The sequence below is a fragment of the Parenemella sanctibonifatiensis genome, assembly GCF_002250565.1.
GTDB classification, from domain to species: domain Bacteria; phylum Actinomycetota; class Actinomycetes; order Propionibacteriales; family Propionibacteriaceae; genus Parenemella; species Parenemella sanctibonifatiensis.
The window spans coordinates 59643-79594 of the sequence record NZ_NMVJ01000010.1 but is presented as its reverse complement, the minus strand read 5'-3'; the positions used below and the strand labels follow the sequence as shown (position 1 = coordinate 79594).

General features: G+C 69.4%; 19 protein-coding genes and 3 tRNA genes. 12 read left to right on the top strand and 10 right to left on the bottom strand.

Features of this window, described 5'->3' with window-relative positions; all coding sequences use genetic code 11:
- Positions 1 to 12: 12 nt before the first annotated feature.
- The 8 genes from CGZ91_RS12140 to CGZ91_RS12105 all read right to left on the bottom strand — a co-directional run bounded on the left by CGZ91_RS12140 (position 13) and on the right by CGZ91_RS12105 (position 8082).
- Positions 13 to 1782, bottom strand: coding sequence for an acetyl/propionyl/methylcrotonyl-CoA carboxylase subunit alpha (locus CGZ91_RS12140; protein WP_094455543.1), 1770 nt, complete (start codon positions 1780 to 1782; stop codon positions 13 to 15).
- A complete protein-coding gene (locus tag CGZ91_RS12135; RefSeq protein ID WP_094455541.1) occupies positions 1779 to 3527 on the bottom strand; it encodes a 5-oxoprolinase subunit B/C family protein in 1749 nt (582 codons plus the stop codon). The genes CGZ91_RS12140 and CGZ91_RS12135 overlap by 4 nt, the downstream gene beginning before the upstream one ends.
- A gap of 12 nt (positions 3528 to 3539) precedes the next feature.
- On the bottom strand, positions 3540 to 4283 hold the full coding sequence (locus CGZ91_RS12130) for a LamB/YcsF family protein (protein ID WP_094455539.1): 744 nt from the start codon (positions 4281 to 4283) through the stop codon (positions 3540 to 3542).
- Between the two features lie 37 nt (positions 4284 to 4320).
- Positions 4321 to 5418, bottom strand: coding sequence for an alanine dehydrogenase (ald, locus tag CGZ91_RS12125; RefSeq protein ID WP_094455537.1), 1098 nt, complete (start codon positions 5416 to 5418; stop codon positions 4321 to 4323).
- Between the two features lie 51 nt (positions 5419 to 5469).
- Complete coding sequence (locus CGZ91_RS12120) at positions 5470 to 6570, bottom strand: UDP-N-acetylmuramate dehydrogenase (RefSeq protein ID WP_094455535.1); 1101 nt, start codon at positions 6568 to 6570, stop codon at positions 5470 to 5472.
- Positions 6567 to 6983, bottom strand: coding sequence for a MaoC/PaaZ C-terminal domain-containing protein (locus tag CGZ91_RS12115; protein ID WP_094455533.1), 417 nt, complete (start codon positions 6981 to 6983; stop codon positions 6567 to 6569). The genes CGZ91_RS12120 and CGZ91_RS12115 overlap by 4 nt, the downstream gene beginning before the upstream one ends.
- The gene (locus tag CGZ91_RS12110) at positions 6980 to 7375 is read right to left on the bottom strand and encodes an FAS1-like dehydratase domain-containing protein (RefSeq protein ID WP_094455531.1); all 396 of its coding nucleotides are present in this window, start codon (positions 7373 to 7375) and stop codon (positions 6980 to 6982) included. Before CGZ91_RS12110 ends, CGZ91_RS12115 begins: the two co-directional genes overlap by 4 nt.
- A gap of 65 nt (positions 7376 to 7440) precedes the next feature.
- Complete coding sequence (locus tag CGZ91_RS12105) at positions 7441 to 8082, bottom strand: helix-hairpin-helix domain-containing protein (protein WP_179229351.1); 642 nt, start codon at positions 8080 to 8082, stop codon at positions 7441 to 7443.
- A 150-nt stretch (positions 8083 to 8232) separates the two neighbouring features.
- On the opposite strand from CGZ91_RS12105, the gene CGZ91_RS12100 reads away from it, so the two are divergent.
- The 8 genes from CGZ91_RS12100 (at position 8233) to CGZ91_RS12065 (ending at position 15105) form a co-directional block, all read left to right on the top strand.
- Positions 8233 to 9993: a heparinase II/III domain-containing protein gene (locus CGZ91_RS12100; RefSeq protein ID WP_179229350.1), complete on the top strand. Its 1761-nt coding sequence runs from the start codon at positions 8233 to 8235 to the stop codon at positions 9991 to 9993.
- Positions 9994 to 10009: 16 nt separating this feature from the next.
- Positions 10010 to 10082: transfer RNA gene (locus CGZ91_RS12095), tRNA-Thr, on the top strand.
- A 63-nt stretch (positions 10083 to 10145) separates the two neighbouring features.
- Positions 10146 to 10222 (top strand) — tRNA-Met (locus CGZ91_RS12090).
- A 35-nt stretch (positions 10223 to 10257) separates the two neighbouring features.
- On the top strand, positions 10258 to 10425 hold the full coding sequence (rpmG, locus tag CGZ91_RS12085; protein WP_094450747.1) for a 50S ribosomal protein L33: 168 nt from the start codon (positions 10258 to 10260) through the stop codon (positions 10423 to 10425).
- A 157-nt stretch (positions 10426 to 10582) separates the two neighbouring features.
- On the top strand, positions 10583 to 10945 hold the full coding sequence (locus CGZ91_RS12080) for a YciI family protein (RefSeq protein ID WP_094455525.1): 363 nt from the start codon (positions 10583 to 10585) through the stop codon (positions 10943 to 10945).
- An 11-nt stretch (positions 10946 to 10956) separates the two neighbouring features.
- Positions 10957 to 11310, top strand: coding sequence for a YciI family protein (locus CGZ91_RS12075; RefSeq protein ID WP_094455523.1), 354 nt, complete (start codon positions 10957 to 10959; stop codon positions 11308 to 11310).
- Between the two features lies 1 nt (position 11311).
- The gene (locus tag CGZ91_RS12070; protein ID WP_094455521.1) at positions 11312 to 12568 is read left to right on the top strand and encodes an RNA polymerase sigma factor; all 1257 of its coding nucleotides are present in this window, start codon (positions 11312 to 11314) and stop codon (positions 12566 to 12568) included.
- 107 nt (positions 12569 to 12675) lie between these two features.
- Positions 12676 to 15105: a lamin tail domain-containing protein gene (locus CGZ91_RS12065; RefSeq protein ID WP_094455519.1), complete on the top strand. Its 2430-nt coding sequence runs from the start codon at positions 12676 to 12678 to the stop codon at positions 15103 to 15105.
- Between the two features lie 490 nt (positions 15106 to 15595).
- Here the strand turns inward: CGZ91_RS12065 and CGZ91_RS12060 are convergent, their stop codons facing one another.
- Positions 15596 to 16597, bottom strand: a complete 1002-nt coding sequence (locus CGZ91_RS12060) for a helix-turn-helix transcriptional regulator (protein ID WP_179229349.1) — start codon at positions 16595 to 16597, stop codon at positions 15596 to 15598.
- A 183-nt stretch (positions 16598 to 16780) separates the two neighbouring features.
- Here CGZ91_RS12060 and CGZ91_RS12055 point away from each other — a divergent pair, with 183 nt between their 5' ends.
- The 3 genes from CGZ91_RS12055 to CGZ91_RS12045 all read left to right on the top strand — a co-directional run bounded on the left by CGZ91_RS12055 (position 16781) and on the right by CGZ91_RS12045 (position 18100).
- The gene (locus CGZ91_RS12055; RefSeq protein ID WP_094455515.1) at positions 16781 to 16981 is read left to right on the top strand and encodes a hypothetical protein; all 201 of its coding nucleotides are present in this window, start codon (positions 16781 to 16783) and stop codon (positions 16979 to 16981) included.
- A gap of 79 nt (positions 16982 to 17060) precedes the next feature.
- Positions 17061 to 17142, top strand: a tRNA-Tyr gene (locus CGZ91_RS12050).
- 229 nt (positions 17143 to 17371) lie between these two features.
- Complete coding sequence (locus CGZ91_RS12045; RefSeq protein WP_179229348.1) at positions 17372 to 18100, top strand: alpha/beta fold hydrolase; 729 nt, start codon at positions 17372 to 17374, stop codon at positions 18098 to 18100.
- A gap of 31 nt (positions 18101 to 18131) precedes the next feature.
- Here CGZ91_RS12045 and CGZ91_RS12040 read toward each other — a convergent pair whose 3' ends face one another.
- A complete protein-coding gene (locus tag CGZ91_RS12040) occupies positions 18132 to 18944 on the bottom strand; it encodes an exodeoxyribonuclease III (protein WP_094450897.1) in 813 nt (270 codons plus the stop codon).
- Between the two features lie 102 nt (positions 18945 to 19046).
- Here CGZ91_RS12040 and CGZ91_RS12035 point away from each other — a divergent pair, with 102 nt between their 5' ends.
- Complete coding sequence (locus CGZ91_RS12035; protein ID WP_094455511.1) at positions 19047 to 19928, top strand: peptidoglycan DD-metalloendopeptidase family protein; 882 nt, start codon at positions 19047 to 19049, stop codon at positions 19926 to 19928.
- Positions 19929 to 19952 lie beyond the last annotated feature (24 nt).

Here is a 19952-nt window from a genome sequence, read left to right as displayed (position 1 = left end):
CTCTACTCCCGCTCAGTCGATTCGCGCGACCTCGTCACCACGGTTCACCGCGGACCCCGGCTCCGCCATCAGCCTGAGCGTCCCGTCGACCTGGGCGATGATCGGGGTCTCCATCTTCATCGCCTCGATCGTGCCGACCCGCTGGCCCTCGGCGACGGTCGCACCATCGACCTCTCCCCAGACACCGAGGGTCCCGCTGACGGGCGCGCGCACCGCTCCCTCATCCGCTTGCTTCCCCGGCCCCGACTGATCATGGTTTCTTGCGCCGCCATCATGATCAGTACGGCGGCCGAGCGAGCCCACCAAGCCCGCCGGGATCCCGACTCGGACCCGCCTCCCCTCAATCTCCAACCAGGTCCGCTCCACCGGTTCAGCCTCGGCTGGATCGGTGGCCGGTTGCCCCTCGAAGCGTTCGGTGAACTCCTCCTCGACCCAGGCAGTATGGACGCCGAAGTCGTCCGCGAACTCCGCAGCTTCGAGGACCGCGGCCAGGAACGGCGCCACCGTGGCGACTCCGACCACCTCGACCTCGGCGAGCGCACGTCGGGCCCGGGCGACCGCGATGGCGCGATCCGGTCCGGACACGATGATCTTGGCCAGCAGCGAGTCGAAAGCCTCCGGCACGGCGTCACCTGCCTGATAGCCCGCGTCCACGCGTACGCCTGGACCGGCCGGCAGATCCCAGCGCGCCACCTTCCCCGGGGAGGGCAGGAAGCCCCGCCCCGGATCCTCGGCCGTCAGCCGCAGCTCAATGGCGTGACGGCGCTCGGCCCCGGACAGGGCCGCCTCGCGTGCAGCCCATACGGTTGGCCCCAGCTCCGCTCCCGCGGCAATCGCCAACTGCCAGCCGACCAGGTCCAAGCCGGTCACCTCCTCGGTGACCGGATGCTCGACCTGCAACCGGGTGTTGACCTCAAGGAAGGCCAGGGTGCCGTCCTCGGCCAGCAGGTACTCGACCGTGCCGGCTCCGACGTAACCGGCAGCCCGGCAGATGTCCTCGGCCGAGGTCAGCAGCCGACGCCGAAGCGGCTCCGGCAGGTCGGGCGCCGGAGCCTCCTCCACCAGCTTTTGGTGGCGACGCTGCACCGAGCAGTCCCGAGTGCCGATGGCGGCGACTCCGCCGTGGGCATCGGCCAGGATCTGCACCTCGACGTGGCGGGGTCGGACCAGGTAGCGCTCCGCGAAGCATGCACCCTCACCGAAGGCCGCGATCGCCTCCCGGACCGCGGCGGCGTACAGCTCGGCCACGTCCTCGAGCCGGCGCACGATCCGGATCCCGCGCCCGCCACCGCCGTGAGCCGCTTTGATCATGATCGGCAGGCCCGCCTCACGGGCGAAGGCCACCGCCTCGCCCGCATCGACCAGCGCCCCGTCGGACCCGGCCGCCAGCGGCGCCCCCACCTCGAGTGCGAGCTGTCGCGCCGTCACCTTGTCCCCCAGGACCCTGATCACCTCCGCCGGCGGGCCGACCCACACCAGGCCGGCCTTGATCACTGCCGCGGCGAAGTCGGCATTCTCGGAGAGAAACCCGTAGCCCGGATGGATCGCGTCCGCGCCGGCCCGGCGAGCAACCTCGATCACCGCCGCCCCATCCAGGTAGCCGTCGGCCGTCGACAGCGCGTACGCCTCGTCGGCCACCCGCACGTGCATCGAGTCGACGTCCTCATCTGCGTACACGGCAATCGAGGTACGCCCGGTGTCGCGGCAGGCGCGCGCCACGCGTACGGCGATCTCGCCGCGGTTGGCGATCAGCACACGCTGCGGTGTGGGCCGTTCGATCATGGTTTCCTCCCGTTGTCGCCGTCGTGAGGGCGCCGCGGCGTCACCGTGGTGGTGAACCGCACCCGGCTGCCCGGCCACCGTTGTGCCAAGGTCGGCAGCGCCTCGGTCGTGACGGTGGCGAGCACCGGATAGCCACCGGTCACCGGATGGTCGGCCAGGAACACCACCGGCTCACCGGACGGCGGCACCTGGATGGCGCCGGACACCATCCCCTCGCTGGGCAGTTCCCCGGTGCGCGCCCGGGCCAGTTCCGGCCCGTTGGTCAGGCGTACGCCGACGCGGTCCGCCCGGTCCGAAACAGTCCAGGTCGCCGCGAGGAAGGCCTCGAGCGCCTCGGCGGTGAACCAGTCCTGCCGGGGGCCGAGCACGATCTCGAGATCCACGATGTCCTCGGGCAGAGCTGGCCAGGGTCGTGGCGCCTCGACGGCAGCGCGGGCGGCGTCCCCGACCCGCAGCAGGTCTCCCTCGGCCAGTGGTGCCGGCCCGAGCCCGGACAGCGTGTCGGTGGCGGCGCTGCCCAGCGCCGTGTCCGCGACGACACCGCCGCGAACGCCAAGATAGGAGCACAGTCCGGCCGATGGCTCCCCGAACGCCAGGACGTCGCCCGGGGAGAGCGCGACGGCGCGAACGTCCTCGACCATGATCGTTCGACCGCTGGCGCGACGGATCTGCACCGGTACCCGCGCCCCGCCGACCGCGAGGGTCACCTCCGCCCGTGCCTCCAGCTCCAGGCCGCCCAGGGTCACCTCGACGCCAGCCGCATCCGCCGGGTTGCCCAGCAGCCGGTTGACCTCCCGCAGCGCCGGCCCGTCCAGGGCACCTGAGGGCGAGACGCCCAGCGCGGCATGGCCGGGGCGGCCGGCGTCCTGGACCAGGGACCGCAGCCCTGGTTGGCGGACCAGGAGTGCACCGACGCCGTCGGTCGGCGTGGGTGACGCGGGCGCTGCGGTGGTCGCCGACGTCGGGCTGGATGCCGAGGTCGAGGGCGGGGTGTCCGGCTGCTGCGCCACTGGAGTCGTGGTCGTGTCGGCCACGAAGCGCACCCGAGCCCCGGGCCGGACCAGCGCCGGCTCCTCGCGGGCCAGGTCCCACATGTCGACCAGCGCGGTCCCGATCAGCTGCCAACCGCCGGGGCTGGCGCGGGGATAGACGCCGCTGAACTCCCCTGCCAACCCGACCGCGCCAGCCGGCACCTGCGGTCGCGGGTCGGACCGGCGCGGAACGTTCAAACTGGTACAGGCGGGCAAACTGGTACAGGCGGGCAAACTGGTACAGGCGGGCAAACTGGTACAGGCGGGCAAACTGGTACAGGGCAGGTCAGCTGGGGTGAGGTAGGCGAAGCCCGGCGCAAAACCGGCGAAGGCCGCGACCCACTCGGTGCCAGTGTGACGCTGAACGACCTCATCCTCCGAGGTCCCCAGCAGCCCGGCGACCTCGGCCAGATCCTGCCCGTCATAGCGGACCGGGATCTCGACCAGCGTTCCAGCATCAGTGTCTCGCGGCGGAGCCGGAGCGCTCGCGAGGTGGCTGGCGAGGGCGTCACGGTCAGCGCTCAACGGATCGAACACCACCAGCACGGTCCGCGCCGCCGGCACGATCTCCCGCACGCCGGCCAGCCCGGCCCCGACCACTGCGTCGGCCAGCGCGATCACCTCGGCGAGGTCGCGGCAGTCGACCAGCAGCGCCGCGTCCCCGACCCGGCGTACGTTTCTCACCCCGGCCTCCTCAGCGCCCTGTGCTGTCATGCCATCCCTGCCTCACGCGAATGCGCGAAGCTCGACCCCGGCCCGTCGCAGCCCGTCCGCCACCGACTGCGCCAGCGCCAGTGCCCCCGGAGTGTCGCCGTGGACACACACCGACCGGGCCGCCACCGGCACCGCGCCCCCGTCGATGGTGGCGATCCGCCCCGTCTCCAGCCAGCGGCGTACCCGCGTCACGACGATCTCGGGATCATCGATCACTGCGCCGGGGACGCTGCGCGGCACCAGCGTGCCCTCGCTCGTGTAGGCCCGATCGGCGAACACCTCCCCCACCACGCGCAGCCCGGCCGCTTCGGCCACCCGCGCCGCCACGGTGCCGGGCTGACACAGCAGGGCCAGGTCGGCCGACACCTCGACCACCGCGGCGACCACGGCCTCGGCTTGGCGTTGGTCGTGGGCGATCACGTTGTACAGCCCACCGTGGGGTTTCACGTACGCCACCCGGGTCTCGAGCGCCTCGGCATGCCGCTGCAAGGTGCGGATCTGGTCGGCGACCAGCGCGGTCAGCTCCGCGCTGGCGGGTTCCTGCGGCGTACGCCCGAAGCCTTCCCGATCCGAATAGGAGGGGTGGGCACCGATGGTGACGCCTGCCGATCGTGCCGCCGCGACGGTGGTGGCCATCACCTGGTCCGAGCCGGCGTGTTGGCCGCAGGCGACGTTGGCACTGGTCACCACCCGGAGCAGCTCGGCATCGGAGCCGCACTCCTCCCCCAGGTCGGCATTCAGGTCGACGCTGGCCATGACGTACTCAGCTGTCCCTTCGCTCCGGAGATCACATTCAGAAGATCGGCTTCGCGGTGAGGCCGTGGGCCTTCGCGACTGCCTCGTTGGTGACGGCGCCGGCGTGGACATTGAGACCGCGGGCCAACCCAGAATCCTGCTCCATCGCCTCCCGCCAACCATGATCAGCAAGCGCCAGCAGCGGCGGCAGGGTGGCATTGGCGAGCGCGCCGGTCGAGGTCGTCGGCACCGCTCCGGGCATGTTGCCGACGCAGTAGAACACCGTGCCCTCGACCATGAAGGTCGGGTCGGCATGGGTGGTGGGTCGGCTGTCCTCGAAACAGCCACCTTGGTCAACGGCGATGTCCACCACGACCGACCCGGGCCGCATCGTGGCCACCAGCTCGTGACTGACCAAGGTCGGCGCCTTGCCACCAGGGGTCAGCACCGCGCCGATGACGAGGTCCGCGGCCGTGACGGCCTGCTCCACCTGCAAGGGGGTGGAGGCAAGGGTGCGGATCTGGCTGCCGTAACGCCGCAGCAGCTCCCGCAGCTTGTCCAAATCGGTGTCAAGCACCGTCACCTCCGCGCCCAGACCGACCGCCACGTCGGCGGCGTTACGGCCGGACACACCACCGCCGAGCACCACGACGCGAGCCGGTTCGACACCGCCGATGCCACCCATCAGCACGCCCCGGCCGCCCTGCGGCCGCATCAGCGTGTACGCCCCCACCTGGGTCGCGAGCCGACCGGCAACCTCACTCATCGGCTGCAGCAGCGGCAGCCCACCGCCGTCGGGCTGCACGGTTTCGTACGCCACTGCAGTCGCCCTGGACTCCAGCAGGGCATGGGTGAGCTCCGGCTCCGCGGCCAGGTGGAGATAGCAGAACAGCGTCAGGTCCTCGCGCAGATACTGGTATTCCTCGGCGACCGGCTCCTTCACCTTGACGACCAGATCGGCATCCCAAGCGTCCTGCGCTGACCCGATCGTGGCGCCCTGGGCGGCGTAGTCCTCATCGGTGATCGAGGAGTCCACGCCTGCTCCGGCCTCGATGATGACCTCGTGGCCACGGCCCACCAGGGCGTGCACGCCGGCGGCGGTGATGGCCACCCGGCCCTCGCCCTCCTTCACCTCTGTCGGGACGCCGATCTTCATTGAATTGCTCCTTCTGCTGCTGCGCTGGTGGCTCAGAGTTCCAATGGTGGCTCAGAGTTCACAGTTGACGAGGTTGGGCTCGGGCACCAGGCGTACCCCGAAGGCATCCTCCACGCCGGCGCGGACCGTCCGCGCCAGAGCGACGACATCGGCCGCGGCGGCCTCGCCCCGGTTGGTCAGCGCCAGCGTGTGTTTGGTCGACAAGGTTGCTGGCCCGGTGCCGAAACCGGGCGCGAACCCGGCGTGCTGGATCAGCCAGGCCGCCGACGACTTCACGGTGCCGTCCGGTTGCGGAAACCGCGGCGCGCCCGCGGGCAGCTTCGCGGCTGCCTCGGCGGTCAAGATCGGGTTGGTGAAGAAGGATCCTGCGCTCCAGGTGTCGTGATCGGCCTGATCCAGGACCATTCCCTTGCCGGCGCGCAGCGCCAGCACTTCCTCCCGCACTCGGGCCGCGTCGGCGCGCTCGCCGACCTCGACCCCGAGCCGACGGGCCAGTTCGGCATACTTGATCGGCGCCGACATCTCCCCGATCCGGAACTGGAACTGCACCTCGAGGATCAGGTAACGGTCCGGCTCCTGCTTGAAGCGCGAGTCGCGGTAGCTGAAGCCACACTCGTCGGCGGTGAAGGTGCGCTGGCCATCGGTCTGCCGGTCCCAGCAGCGCACCCTGGTGATGGTTTCCGCGACCTCGGCACCGTAGGCACCGACGTTCTGGATCGGAGTCGCGCCGACCAGCCCGGGGATCCCCGACAGCGGCGCCAGGCCCACCCACTGCTGGGCCAGCGAGGCTGCGACCAGGTCGTCCCACACTTCGCCGGCGGCCACCGTTGCCATCGCACCAGCGCAGTCGGAGGTCTGGAACGTGAGCCCGCGAGTCCGGATCAGCACTACCCGGCCGTCGAAGCCATCGTCGCCGACCAGCATGTTGGAACCGCCGCCAACCAACAGCACCGGCTGCCCGGCGCGGTCGGACTCGCGAACCGATTCGCGCAGCCGCTCCTCGGTGTCGGCCACCACGATCTCGGTGGCCTCGCCGCCGACACGCAGAGTCGTGTACGCCGACAGCTCACCGCCCCGGTCGCCGCCCAGCGGGTGCTGGTGCGAGGTGAGATCGGCGCCGGAGACGACGCAGGTCGGATCAGCTTCGGTCACCGGCGTACCCCGACTGTGAAGGCGGTGAGGACCTTCTCGTCCCCGCACCGGGTCTCCAGCGCGATGGTGGCCTGGTCATCGGCCACCTCGGTGACGCTGCCGGTCACCGTCAGGTGGGCGCCGACGCCGTCATCGGGGACGACCACGGGCTTGGAGAACCGGACCCCGATCGAGGCGATCCGGTCGACGCCGAGCCAGTCGGTGACCGCACGCAGTGAGGAACCGAGCGTCAGCATGCCGTGGGCGACCACACCGGGCAGCTCGACCTGGCGGGCGGCATGGTCGGAGTGGTGGATGGCGTTGAAGTCACCGGAAGCAGCGGCGTACCGCACCAGATCCGTGCGGGTCAGGGTGAATTCCAGCAGCGGCACCTCGGTGCCAACCTCGATGGTGGGCGTGATCTGCTCGCTCATGCTGCCTTCCGATGGATCAGGGTGGAGGTGGAACTGCCGACCGGTTCACCCGCGACGGTGAAGTCGACCACCAAGGTGATGAAGGCCATCGGACCGCGGGCCTTGACCCGGGCGATGGTGGCCTGGGCGACGACCTCGTCGCCGACCCGCAGCGGCCGCGCCACGCTGAAGCGTTGCTCGCCGTGAATGGTGTGGTTGAGGTCCAGCCCCAGCTCCGGGTCGGTGAACAGCTGCTGCCAGGCCGGCGACGCAAGCTTGGCGCCGAAAGTGGGCGGCGCCACGTCGCTGGCGGGCATGCCCAATGCCTCGCTGAAGGCCGCGACGGCTTCGGCGGTCACCGCGACCGGGGACACGGGCGGATAGGTCCGCCCCTCTGCCTGCGAAAGATCCATGGGGACATGCTAGGGCCCCGACTCCCGGCGCTTCCGAGGAGTGGCGCCGCGTGGCGGGACCCTGGTCAGGCCCGCCAGGCCAGCGCGACGACCTCCGCGAGTACGTCGAGATTGGCCTGCGCCAGAGTCGGGACGTACACGCAGCCGGCTCCCAGCCGGTGCCGGCCCAGCTGGACCAGGTGGTCCTGGGCGCCCGGCACCTGCAGCCCGTAGAGCGAGATCGCCGAGGACCGCGGGCTGAAACCGACCTTGGCAGTGTCACCCTCGCGACCGGACGCGTACCGATAGTGCAGCGCGCCATAGCCGACGATGGAGGGGCCCCACATCACCGGTTCCACGCCGGTCGCCTTGCCGAAGATCTGCAGCAGTTGGGCACCGTCGTCGCGCTGCCGGGCCGTGGGCAGCGAGGCGATCCACTCGGCGGGCACCACGTCGGTGGGCCCGGTCTGGTTGTCATTGCGGTCCGGTTGCCGGCCCGGGGTCACCAGGGGTTCGGCCGGCGGCGCACCGACGGACAGGTCATCGTCGGTGAAGGACCAGCCATGCTCCTCCATCGCATGCCGCAGCGCCCCGATGCCGCGCGGCCCCATGCCGTGCAGCTCCAGGATCGATGCCATCGGCACGCCATCGAGTTCGTCCAGATAGGTGTATCCAGCGTGTTCGAGGGCGCTCATCGCCGGCCTGGACATCGCAGGAAACTCAATCATGGGGCCGATCCTACGGGGGATCTGCGCAAGATCTGTCCAACGATGCCGGTTGACTGTGGCAAGGTGACGACGAGCTTCCGCGGCACCACGGCCCAGCAGGAAGGGCACCGCCGCCCGCAGAAGGAATGGCACCGTCGCCCAGGAGGAACGATGACGACCATCAGCACCCACGCGGACTCGCCGTGGCTGACCGAACTGGCCCGTCGCGCCGAAGCGGCCGTCGAGGCGTACGCCATCAGCGTGGACTATTACCGGATCCGGCGCCGGCTCGCGTGGCCGCGCCCGGTCACCGCGCTACCGACCGAGGCCGGCGTGGCGCTCGATTTCACCGGCTATCCGTGGTCGATCTGGTTCTGCTGGACCTGGGAGGACCGGCTGTACGCCCTCAGTGCGGTGGCCGACTCCGACGACCGGGCCCGGGCCACGCTGCGGGAGGATCTCGGCGCGATGCTGGGCTGGCCCCGCTTCCACCAGTTGTCGCGACCCGACCTGGCGCTGGGGCACCTGGGGCGGATGCTCGCCGACCCCCAGCTGACCAGCCATGCCGACCCGCAGGCGTTGACGGCGGCCCAGCACCGGCTGGTGGAGCAGGGCCTGGCGTTGGTGCGAGATCACCGCGCGGCATCGGAGCAGGCCCTGCAGCAGGACCCGACTGACTGGGACCTGACCACCGCCAAGCGGGTGATCGCCAACATCCCCATCATCGGCACGCTGGGCACCCTGCTGGCCGCCCGCGCGGCCGACCATCCCGACACCGACGAGCTCGAGGCGTACGCCGCAGCGCTGGTCCGGGCCCGCGCCGCTCGACATCGCACCGGCCTGTCCGAGACGGTCGCCTACGACGGCTACGTCGCCTCGTTCCTGTTTCCGACGGCGTCCTCCGGGCACCTGAATGCCCACGCGAAGCTGGAGCTGGATCCGGTGTGGACGTCGCTGCAGGAGTCCAGCCTGTGGCTCGGCGTCCCCGGCAATCCGGCCCTGGTGGCGCCGCTGGGTGACTGCGAACCGGTGCAGATGCCGCACCACTTCGAGGCCGTCAGCCACGCCGTCCGGCACGGCCTGCCGACTCCGGCCGGGGCCGCGGAGGCGCTGGGCACGTTGCCGGCGCGGGCACTCACGACTCGGACGCTGCTGGATCTGGTCGGGGCCGACGTCCGCCCGGCCGAATCGCAGGCACTCCCCCACGGGCACCGGCAGCTCGCCTCGACCGCCGTGCTCAGCACCGGCCGCGGCGCCGACGACGTCACCGTCGCGGTGTCCACCCCGAGAGACGGGTTCAGCCACATCGTCGGCGACGCCGGCTCGATCGTCGTGGGTTCCCGGGGCCGCTGGCTGGTCGACGACCCGGGCTACCAGCAATATCTGGCCACCAGCGAACGCGAGTTCACCACCGGTGTCCGCGCCCACAACGCTCCGGTCGTCAACGGTCAGCACGCCGCCGGCGTACCGGGCGAGGTCACGGTCACCGACGGCCGGATCACGATCGATCTGACCCCGGCGTACTCGAGCACACCAGGCCGGGTGACTCGCGAGATCACGCTGTCTGCCTCGGGACAGGTCGAGGTCACCGACCGGTGTGACGCCGCGGCCGAACTGTCATGGACCTGGCACGGCCATCCCGGCGCGGCGTGGAGTTTTGGCGAGCAGGTCGGACTGCACGAGCCGGTCGGACTGCATTTCGGCTCCGAGGAGCGAGGGTGCTGTGGCACGCCCACCGCACCCTGCTGTGGCGGCGACGACTGGCACCTGACGGTGACGGGCCTGACTGCTGCGATTGAGCCGGGCTGGCAGCATCGGCTGCGCGGATCCCGGGGCCAGCAATCCCTGTGTACGCCGACGTTTTCGCTGCCTGCAGGGGCCGCCGTGACCTGGACGTTCGCGCGATTGGATCGCACGCCCAGAAGTGTGTAAAGTAGTCCCTCGGCTGGCCCCTATAGCTCAGTAGGTAGAGCGTCTCCATGGTAAGGAGAAGGTCTGCGGTTCGATTCCGCATGGGGGCTCTGCGTGTGTCAAGGCGTGTGGTTCGGGAATCCCTGGCGGCTCGCCCGCGTTACACGCTTCGTGGCGGGGTAGCTCAGTTGGTGAGAGCGCACGACTCATAATCGTGAGGTCGCGGGTTCGAATCCCGCCCTCGCTACCACGAACCGCCACACCTGAAGCACCGAGGAGACCACCATGGCAAAGTCGTCTGACGTACGCCCCAAGATCACGCTCGCCTGCACGGAGTGCAAGGAGCGCAACTACATCACCAAGAAGAACCGGCGCAACAACCCGGATCGTCTGGAGATGAAGAAGTACTGCCCGCGCTGCAACTCGCACACCGCGCACCGCGAGACCCGCTGACCGCAGCGGGCCCCTGCCCGCTCCAGCACCGACCGCCGTCCCAGCAGCAGCTGGGGCGGCTTTCGTGTTTTTTTGGGGGCCTGTCGAAATGTGTCATTCCCGTTCGACATGCTGGTGAGGTCGCACCCCGCGGCCCACAAGCGAAGGGAAGTGCACCATGGCTGAGTACACCGTTCTGATCGTTGGCGACAGCGACCGCTGGTGGACGTCGATGAGTCTGGCCGAACGCAAGGGCGGCTACGCGAAGTACGGCGAGTTCAGTGAGGCTCTGGCCAAGGGCGGACACAAGATCCTGTCCGGCGGCGAGCTGACCCAGACCAGCGAGGCCCGATCGATCCCGGCCGGTGGCGGCCCGGTCACCGAGGGCCCTTACGCCGAGTCCGTCGAGCAGGTCGGCGGTTTCTACCAGATCGAGACCGATGACCTGGACGGGCTGCTGGAGTGCTGCCAGATCATCGCGTCGGTCGGCGAAGGCATCGAGGTACGCCCCAACGTCACCGCCGACCAGCGGCCGAGCTGAGGGACACTGTCATGAAATATCTGGTGTTGCTCGTCGCCGACGGCGACGAGCCGGCCTGGGGACGTCAGACCGAGGAGCAGCAGGCCGCGGCGATCGCCAGGTTCGGCGCCTTCGACGAGGCCTGCGCGGCCCGCGAGGGAGTCGAGATCCTGGCCGGGGAAGCCCTGCAGACCCACGACGCGGCCACGACCGTACGCCACCGCGGCGGCCAACAGCTGGTCACCGACGGTCCGTACGCCGAGGTCATCGAGGCGATGGGCGGGTTCTACCTGCTCGAAGCGCCCAACCTGGACGTGGTGCTGGAGTTGGTGAAACTGCTGCCGCCCTACGACATGCAGATCAACCCGATCGACGACCTGAGCTGACGTGGACGCCGATGCCGCGCTGACGACGGTGGCGCGCGAGGAGTGGGGCCGCTTGGTGGCCCAGCTCCTCGCGCGGCACCGCCGCCTCGACTTGGTCGAGGACGCCCTGTCCGACGCCTTCGAGGCCGCGGCCCGGCAGTGGCAGCCGCGCCCAGACGACCCGCACCATCAGACGGTGCCGGCCAACCCGACGGGCTGGATCCGGACTGTCGCCGAACGCCGCATCGTCGACCGGGTGCGCGCCGAGGCGATGGCGCGCCGCAAGTACGCCCTGCTGGCCGTCGACGTCACCCGACAGGAACCGCGTGGCGACCCAGCACGACAGGATCTCGACGCGATCGAGGACGACGTGTTGCGGCTCATCCTGATGTGCACCCACCCGGCCATCAACACCGAATCTGCCGCGGCATTGGCGTTGCGGCTGGTGCTGGGCGTCTCGACCGCCAACATTGCGCACCTGTTTCTGGTGAAGGAAGCCACGATGGCGGCCCGGATCACCCGGGCGAAGCAGCGGATCGTGACGACCGGCATCCCGCTGGCGCTGCCCACGGCGGGGGCGCTGCCCGATCGCATGGACTCACTGAGTCAGACCATCCACCTTGCCTTCACCGCCGGCTATGCACCGGCTCACAGCGAAGACCTGATCAGCATCGAGCTGGCGGGTGAGGCGATCCGGCTGGCCCGGCAGGCGTACCAGCTCAGACCGGATCCGGCGCTGCGGACGCTGCTGGCGCTGATGCTGTTGCAGCACTCCCGACGTCACGCCCGCCTCGACGACGACGGCGACTTGGTGCTGTTGGCCGACCAGGATCGCCGCCGGTGGCACCACGAAGAGATCACCGAGGCGGTGGCGCTGTTGGACGGGCTGGATCCGACCCAACCGCTGACCACGCGTACGGTCATCCACCTGCTGCAGGCCAGCATCGCCGCAGAACACGCCACCGCTGCGACGGCCGAGGCGACCCGGTGGGACCGGATCGTTGACCATTACGACCACCTGCTGGTCCTCGACCCCTCCCCTGCGGCTGGACTGGCCCGGGCCGTCGCGGTTGCCGAGGCGCAGGGCCCGCAGGCCGGGTTGGCCTCACTGGACCAGCTCGGGCCGGTGCCGGGACATCGCCCGTGGGCAGTCCGGGCCGAACTGCACACTCGCTGCGGCGAGGTCGAGGCGGCCCGGCACGCGTACGAAGAAGCTCTGAGCCGATGCCGGAACGCCGTGGAACACCGCCATCTGAGCGGTCGCCTCGCTCAGCTCTGACGGCAGCCGAGATTTCCTGCGAAGTTCGCTGATCGTTCATTCCAGTCGCGCTCGACGGCGTAGCGACGCCGATTGAATGAGCCCGTCCCCTTCCGGAAGGAACACCCATGTTCGTACGCCGTAGTCTGGCCGCGGTTGCCGCGGCGGCTCTGGCCCTGGCAGTCCCGCTCACGGCCATCCCAGCCGTGGCCCAGACCGTGCCCGCCGTCGTCATCAACGAGATCAAGACCACTGGCGACGGACCCGACGCCATCGAGCTGTTCAACGCCGGTGAGGCCGATGTCGACCTGAGCGGCTACATCGTCAAGGACGACAACGACGGCCGCACCGACGCTCTGCCCGAGGGAAGCATCATCACCGCCGGCGGCTACCTCGTTCTGGAGGAGGACAACGGCTTCAGCTTCGGCCTCGGCAACGGCGACGCCGCCCGGCTCTTCCTTCCCGACGGCCAGACCCTGGTCGACGGACACAGCTTCCCCAGCCACGGCCAGCCCAGCTGGGGCCGCTGCCCCGACGGCACCGGCGACTTCGTCCGGACGGCCGCGCTCACCCTCGGCGCCGCCAACGACTGCCCGACCGCCGAGGGCGGCGTCGTGATCAACGAGATCGAATCCCAGGCTGGCGACCCCGGCGACTGGGTCGAGCTGACCAACTCGGGCTCCGCGCCGATTGACCTGAGCGGCTACGTCCTCACCGACGACCCCAACGATCCGGACCACATCTTCACCATCGAGGCCGGCACCGTGTTGGAGCCCGGCGCTTTCATGGCCTTCGACGTCGACCCGGTCTTCGGTCTGGGCGGCGCCGACCACGTACGCCTGATGGCCCCCGGCTTCGACCCGACCGACGAGCCCGTCGACGAGCACCAGTGGCAGCAGCACTCGGCCACCTCGATCGGCCGCTGCCCCGACGGCACCGGCCCCTTCATGGACACCCGCGAATCCAGCAAGGGTGCCGCGAATCTGTGCGGCCCGACCGTGGTCATCAACGAGATCAAATCCACCGGCGGCGGCCCGGACGCCATCGAACTCCTCAACCGCGGCAACGAGGACGTCGACCTGAGCGGCTACGTCATCAAGGACGACAACGAGGGGCGTACCGACACGCTGCCCCGGGGCACCACCATCACCGCTGGCGGCTTCTTGGTCCTGGAGGAGGAGCGCGACTTCACCTTCGGTCTCGGCAACGGCGACTCCGTCCGGCTCTACCTGCCCGGCGGCGAGGCGCTGGTGGATGGTCACACCTACAAGGCGCACGGCAACCCCAGCTGGGGCCGCTGCCCCGACGGCAGTGGCGACTTCATCGTCACCGGCGAGCTGACGCTGGGCGAACCGAACGTCTGCGAGACCCCGATCCCCGAGGGTGAGCCGTGGCCCGGCGGCCCCGAGGCCGACCCAGCTGAGCTGGTCTTCCTGGAGGACTCCTCCGGTCTGGACTTCCAGTGGGACGGCTCCACCGGCATCCTGTGGGCGATCGACAACGGCACCGGCACTCTGTGGAAGGTCACCGTCACTCCTGAGGGTGAGATGGCCTTCGCGGAGGGCTGGGAGGACGGCAAGCGAGTGCGCTTCATCGCCGATGCTGACAGCCCGGCCGCCGAGGGTCCCGACGCCGAGGGCGTCACCATGGCCGGCGACGGCTTTGTCTACGTCGGCTCCGAGCGCGACAACTCCAACGACAGCATCAACAAGAACACGATCCTCAAGGTTGATCCGACCGGCACCGACGACGACCTGGTCGCCGTGCAGGAATGGGACCTGACTGAGTCCTTGCCTGCCGTCACCGCCAACACCGGCATCGAGGCGATCGAGTGGATCCCCGACAGCGTGCTCGAGGGTGTCCTGTGGGACAACTCCACCGGCGCGGCCTACGACCCCGCGGCCCATCCCGGCCACGGCGACGGCCTGTTCTTCGTGGCGGTCGAGGACAACGGCACGATCTATGCGTACGCTCTGCGCGAGGACGGTTCCTTCACCTTGGTGACGCAGCTGACGCCCGGCCTGGGTGGTGTGATGGCGCTGGACTGGGACTCGGTGACCAACCGGCTGTGGGCGATGTGTGATGACGGCTGCCAGAACACCGGCAGCCAGATCGAGTTCCTGCCCCAGGCTGGCGAGAACGGCGAGGCCGGCGCGAACGTCACCTTCATCCTCTCCCCCGAGGGCCTACCGGTGGCCAACTTCGAGGGCTTCGCGATCGGCAGCCAGGAGATGTGTGTCGACGAGTCGCGGCCGGTCTACTGGTTCGAGGACGGCATCAGCGAGGACCAGCTGCGGGTCGGCAGCCTGCCCTGCGAGGCCGATGTGACCACTCCGGCACCGACCACCCCGGCACCGACCAGCCCGGCGCCGACTGACGAGGACACGGCCGGACCGACCACGGGTGCCCCGACCACTCCGGCTCCGACCGGTGGCACGCCGTCTGCCTCACCGACGGCTGGCCCGGGTCTGCCGGACACCGGCGGTCAGGGTCTCGGCATCATCACCGCCGGCCTGCTGGCCGTCGGTGCGACGGTGGCGCTGCTGCGTCGCCGCTGACCGACCACCTGAACGCTGAGCGCCGGGTCCCCATCGGGCCCGGCGTTCGGCGTATCCGGCTACGGGCGTGCCCAGGTAACGGCGGCCGGCGTTCAGCATGCTGACCAGCAGCAATGCAGGGTCACTGGGATCACCGGGCCACCGCGACAACGCATGGCCACCTGCGGTCGCCAGAACGCTTTTCCACGTCCGATGTCCCACTTCGGCCACGGCTGGTGTTGGCCGCTAGAAAACGATGCGCTGGACGACTCAAGGCACTAGCGTTTCAGTTGTCAACATGACACCCACCCCCCCTGAGGCGGCAGGGACGGATCAGCGGAGATCCGTCCCAACGCCGTCCGGGATGCTGAACACCAGTCACCACACCAGGCCAGTTGATCGTGCACCATCCGAGCCAACGCCTCGGCAGCAGACGACCGCTGAACAGCGGAATGGACCCGTTGGCGTACGAAAACCGCGCCTTGCCGCCCATCAGGCTGCGAATCGCGGCTCACTCCTCGCCGGGCGTCAACCATCCCAGCCGGGCGGCCATGACACCGGCCTGGAAGCGGCTCTCGGCGCCGAGCTGTTCCAGCAGAGCCGACACCAGCCGGCGTACGGTCCGGGTGGAGATGTCCATCCGTCGAGCAATGGCCTCATCCTTCATGCCGCCAGCCATCAGCACAGCCACCAGCCGGAGCCGGTTCTCAGGGGTGTCGCCGGGCTGGGCGACATCGGCGCTGCCGAACGGCACCGCCGAGAGCCACAACTGCTCGAACAGGATCACCAGCGGCTTCACCAACGCCTCACCGTGCAACACGTGAGCACCGGTGCCGTCACGGCCCTGATGGGGCACCAGACCGACCTTGCTGTCGACGATGACGGTCAACACCGGCACCGAGGACATGATGCGCACCCGGTGCCCCAACTCAGCCGTCTTCTCGAGGTAGTCATTCCAGTGGCGCGGGCCGAGCGACTCCCGCGGGAAGATGTTGCGCGAGACCACACCCCGCGCGGCCAGCTCCCGGTCCAGCGCCAGCGAGTCCGCGGTGGCGGCCTCACTCAACGCCGGCCCCTGATGGGTCGTCCACAAGGCTTCGGAGGCCTGGTGCACCAGCTGTCGGAGCCGGGCCCGGACCACGGTGGGGTCATCGATGAGTTCGACCAGGTCGCTGTGCTGCTGCACCCGGGCCCGGACGTAGTCGTCCAACAACGGCGTCGCGGCCTCGCGGGACAACACCAGCTCAGCGCGCCGCCGCTCCAGCTCCTCCTCCTGCCGTCCGATGAGGATCTCGACCGCGGTGTGCGGGGGCACGATCCGGAAGCCGTGCTCGCTGGGGTCAGGGGCCGTCAGGCCCAAGTCGGCCAGCGTCGCCAGTGCGGCGCTCACCTCGCTTTCGGGCTGCCCCAGTGCCGCTGCCAGCGACGCTGCGGAGGCCACGCCGGAGTTCACCATCTGCAGATAGACGGCCTCAGCCGTCGGATCCACGCCCAAGCTCGCAAAGAGCGACATCGCACCTCCTGTTGCCCAGAGTCTAGGAGGTGCTGACCTAAAGGGGTCAATCATCCCACCAACGAAAACGTCCGGTCGCGGCCATGGCTTCAACTGGCCAGAATTGCTTTGCCGTCATGGCTAGCAGTTTGTCGTCCCGGACCCTGACAATGGGCGCAACGGTTCCCGGAGATAGGACTTCCCATGCGTATTGCCAAGCGTCTTGCCGCAGCAGCTGCTCTGCTGACTCTCGGTTTCGGTGCTGTGATCGGAGGCAACGTCGGCTGGCCCGACAGCCGCGACACCACCGCAGGCGAGGGCGTTGGCTGGCCCGACATCGCCAACACCACCTCCGGCGATCCGGTCGGCTGGCCCGACATCGCCGGCGACAGCTCCGACGCCTGATCACCTCCGTCGCTGATTGGTGCTCCCGGCGCCGAGGTTGCTAAAGTAACTCCTCGGTTCCACTCTCGGGCGGAACCACGGCAGGTTGCCCGAGCGGCCAAAGGGAGCGGTCTGTAAAACCGTCGGCTTCGCCTACGTTGGTTCGAATCCAACACCTGCCACACGACCCAGCCCCCGTCCTGAGGACGGGGGCCCTCGTGTTTCATGAGGTCCTGTTGTCATGAGGTGCTGGCTCGGCGCGTACGCCAGGCGGGCCAGACGGGCGTACGGTCCGAGCGTGCAGAAACGACGGCGATCCGCCCCGATCTGCATCCTGAGTGCGCCAACCTCGATATGCACGTCGATTCTGCACGCGTACGCCGGCCCACCCGGCGTGCCAGACTGGCCAGCATGAGCGCTGACCCCTTCGACACGCGCAGTGTCGACCCGAACAGTGTCGACCCAAGCAACGCCGACCCGAACGGTGGCGACGAGCGTCGCCAACCACCGAAGCCACTGGTGGTGCTGATCCACGGCGAGGGGCAGATGCCGACCTCGTGGCAGTCCCAGGTCGAGGCGCTGGCCGATGACTTCCAACTGGCCGCACCGTGGATCCGCGGGCTGCGCCCCGGCGCCAAGGACGACTTCGACATGGCCCGCGCCGCCAGTGATCTGATGATGCTGCCGATCAGCCACGGGGTCCGCAGCATGCACGTGGTCGGACTGTCGCTGGGTGGCACCATCGCGTTGCGGATCGCCCTTGAGCAGCCCGATCTGGTCGATCGGCTGGTCCTGGTCAACACCCATCCCGAGCCGTCCTCGATGCAACTCAAGGTCCAGGCCGCGGCGCTGAAGATGATGTCCCGGCGCCGACTCGCTGCCCAGGGCATCAACAAGGACGCCGCCCAGGCCGTCCTGAAGTCGATGGCGGCCGATCGGGTCGGCGACCGACTGGGTGAGATCCAGGCTGACACCCTGGTGATCGCCAGCGCCGGCGACCGCAATCGGAGCGACGCCGCCACGAGGCTCGCCACCACCATTCCGGGTGCGACGATGGAACTACTGGCCGGCGGCCAGCTGCTCAACAGTGACAACCCGGACGGCCTCAACGACCTGCTGGTCCGCTTCCTCAAGCCCTGAGGTCGTACGCCGACTCAGACCGGGCCACCGCTCAGACGTCGTAGTCCACCGTCACCGGCGCGTGGTCGCTGATCCGTGACTCATAGTCGGCATCCCGGTCGGTGCCACCGGACACGGAGGCTTCCGCCAGACCGCGGCTGGCCAGGTGGTAGTCGATCCGCCAGCCCGCGTCATTGGCAAAGGCCTGACCGCGCCAGGACCACCACGAATACGGGCCGTCCTGGTCGGGGTGCAGCCGGCGTACGACATCGTGCAGAGTCCGCGGCCCCAGCAAAGAGCCGAACCATGCGCGCTCCTCGGGCAGGAAGCCTTCGGACTTGCGGTTGGTACGCCAGTTCTTCAGGTCCCGTTCGGTGTGGGCGACATTGAAGTCACCCATCACCACAAACTCCCGCCCGCGGGCGGCCGCGGCCAGCCGAGCCTTGGTCAGATAGCGCGCGAAGGAGGCCATGAAACGCATCTTGCGGCGATACTTCTTCTCCGCGGCAGGCCCGCCATCGGGTACGTCGCCCTTTGGCAGATACAGGCTGCCCACGGTGATCGGCGCCTCGCCGAGGTCCACCTCGATGTAGCGGCCCTCATGCGCGAACTGCTTGTTGCCGAAGCCGACCCGGACCTCGGCGAACGGCGTACGGCTCATCACGGCCACCCCGTTGCGTCCGGCCAGGGTGCCCGCGTCGTAGGCCCACTCCCAGCCCGCCAGCAGGTCGGTGGGGAGTTGCTCCACCGGACACCGGACCTCCTGCAGCGCCACCACATCGGGGGCCCGTTCGGCCAGCCACGACCCGAGGCCACGGCGCTCGGCGGCCCGGATTCCGTTCACGTTCACTGTTGAGATGCGCAGCACGCCGCCACGCTAGCCGACCCCGCCGACAGAGCTGGCCCGCCAACCTTCTAATGTGCACATCATCGGTTCCCCGCCCCCATCGCAACCGAGGAGACACCCATGTCCGATTCCCTGAGCCGCCGTCGACTCCTTCAACTCGCCTCCGTCACCGGTCTGGCCGTCACCGGCGGCGCCGTCTTCGCCAGCACCGCGCAGGCCGCCAGCTACAGCTCACCGGTCGAGGTCGGTTCGCGCTACACCTCCGGCTACGGATGGCGCGACCTCGACGGCAACGGCACGAAGGAAAACTTCCACGCCGGCTCCGACTACGCCCCGCCGACGCCGGGCCAGACCGGACGCCCGGTGTACGCCGCGGCCGCCGGCACCGTGGTCCGCCGCCAGACCGGCGCGATCCCGCTCCACACCGGCTACGGCATCGTCATCGATCACGGCAGCTACTTCTCCTACTACGGCCATTTGGCTGCGTACGCCGTCAGCAACGGCGCCAGCGTCGCGGTCGGCCAGCGCATCGGCACCATGGGCGCGACCGGCAACGCCCAGGGCATCCACCTGCACTTCGGCATCTTCACGGGATCGCCGAGCAACCCGTCCTTCCAGAACCCGCACACCTGGCTGGCCAACAAGGGCATCATCCCCGGAAAGACGCCGCCGGTCACCGGCGGGGGCGGCGGCACCTGGCCCGATGTGGCACTGCCGGTCACCGACAGCCACACCGCCGCCTCCCACGCTGCCTGGGTGAAGCTGATGGCCGACATCGGCTACACCAACAGCTCGCTCACCAAGAACATCCAGAGCTGGCTGAAGGCCAAGGGCTTCTACACCGGCGTCATCGACGGCGTGTTCGGCGCGATGACGGTCAAGGCGCTGCAGACCACGCTGAAGCAGCGCGGCTTCTACACCGGCACCATCGACGGCAACCGTGGCCCGCTGACGATCCGGGCCGAGATCGCCTTCCTCAACGACCAGCGTCGCTTTTACTGAGCGCTCCAATGTGTCGCCTTTACT

What these genes read in the sequence shown, in the direction of transcription:
- CGZ91_RS12055 (WP_094455515.1), top strand. Translation starts at nt 16,781, where the DNA reads ATGCGTATTGCCAAGCGTCTTGCCGCAGCAGCTGCTCTGCTGACTCTC.
- rpmG (WP_094450747.1), top strand. Translation starts at nt 10,258, where the DNA reads ATGGCAAAGTCGTCTGACGTACGCCCCAAGATCACGCTCGCCTGCACG.
- CGZ91_RS12135 (WP_094455541.1), bottom strand. Translation starts at nt 3,527, where the DNA reads ATGACAGCACAGGGCGCTGAGGAGGCCGGGGTGAGAAACGTACGCCGG.
- CGZ91_RS12060 (WP_179229349.1), bottom strand. Translation starts at nt 16,597, where the DNA reads ATGTCGCTCTTTGCGAGCTTGGGCGTGGATCCGACGGCTGAGGCCGTC.
- CGZ91_RS12035 (WP_094455511.1), top strand. Translation starts at nt 19,047, where the DNA reads ATGTCCGATTCCCTGAGCCGCCGTCGACTCCTTCAACTCGCCTCCGTC.
- CGZ91_RS12075 (WP_094455523.1), top strand. Translation starts at nt 10,957, where the DNA reads ATGAAATATCTGGTGTTGCTCGTCGCCGACGGCGACGAGCCGGCCTGG.
- CGZ91_RS12045 (WP_179229348.1), top strand. Translation starts at nt 17,372, where the DNA reads ATGAGCGCTGACCCCTTCGACACGCGCAGTGTCGACCCGAACAGTGTC.
- CGZ91_RS12080 (WP_094455525.1), top strand. Translation starts at nt 10,583, where the DNA reads ATGGCTGAGTACACCGTTCTGATCGTTGGCGACAGCGACCGCTGGTGG.
- CGZ91_RS12065 (WP_094455519.1), top strand. Translation starts at nt 12,676, where the DNA reads ATGTTCGTACGCCGTAGTCTGGCCGCGGTTGCCGCGGCGGCTCTGGCC.
- CGZ91_RS12105 (WP_179229351.1), bottom strand. Translation starts at nt 8,082, where the DNA reads ATGATTGAGTTTCCTGCGATGTCCAGGCCGGCGATGAGCGCCCTCGAA.
- CGZ91_RS12110 (WP_094455531.1), bottom strand. Translation starts at nt 7,375, where the DNA reads ATGGATCTTTCGCAGGCAGAGGGGCGGACCTATCCGCCCGTGTCCCCG.
- CGZ91_RS12130 (WP_094455539.1), bottom strand. Translation starts at nt 4,283, where the DNA reads ATGGCCAGCGTCGACCTGAATGCCGACCTGGGGGAGGAGTGCGGCTCC.
- ald (WP_094455537.1), bottom strand. Translation starts at nt 5,418, where the DNA reads ATGAAGATCGGCGTCCCGACAGAGGTGAAGGAGGGCGAGGGCCGGGTG.
- CGZ91_RS12100 (WP_179229350.1), top strand. Translation starts at nt 8,233, where the DNA reads ATGACGACCATCAGCACCCACGCGGACTCGCCGTGGCTGACCGAACTG.
- CGZ91_RS12140 (WP_094455543.1), bottom strand. Translation starts at nt 1,782, where the DNA reads ATGATCGAACGGCCCACACCGCAGCGTGTGCTGATCGCCAACCGCGGC.
- CGZ91_RS12115 (WP_094455533.1), bottom strand. Translation starts at nt 6,983, where the DNA reads ATGAGCGAGCAGATCACGCCCACCATCGAGGTTGGCACCGAGGTGCCG.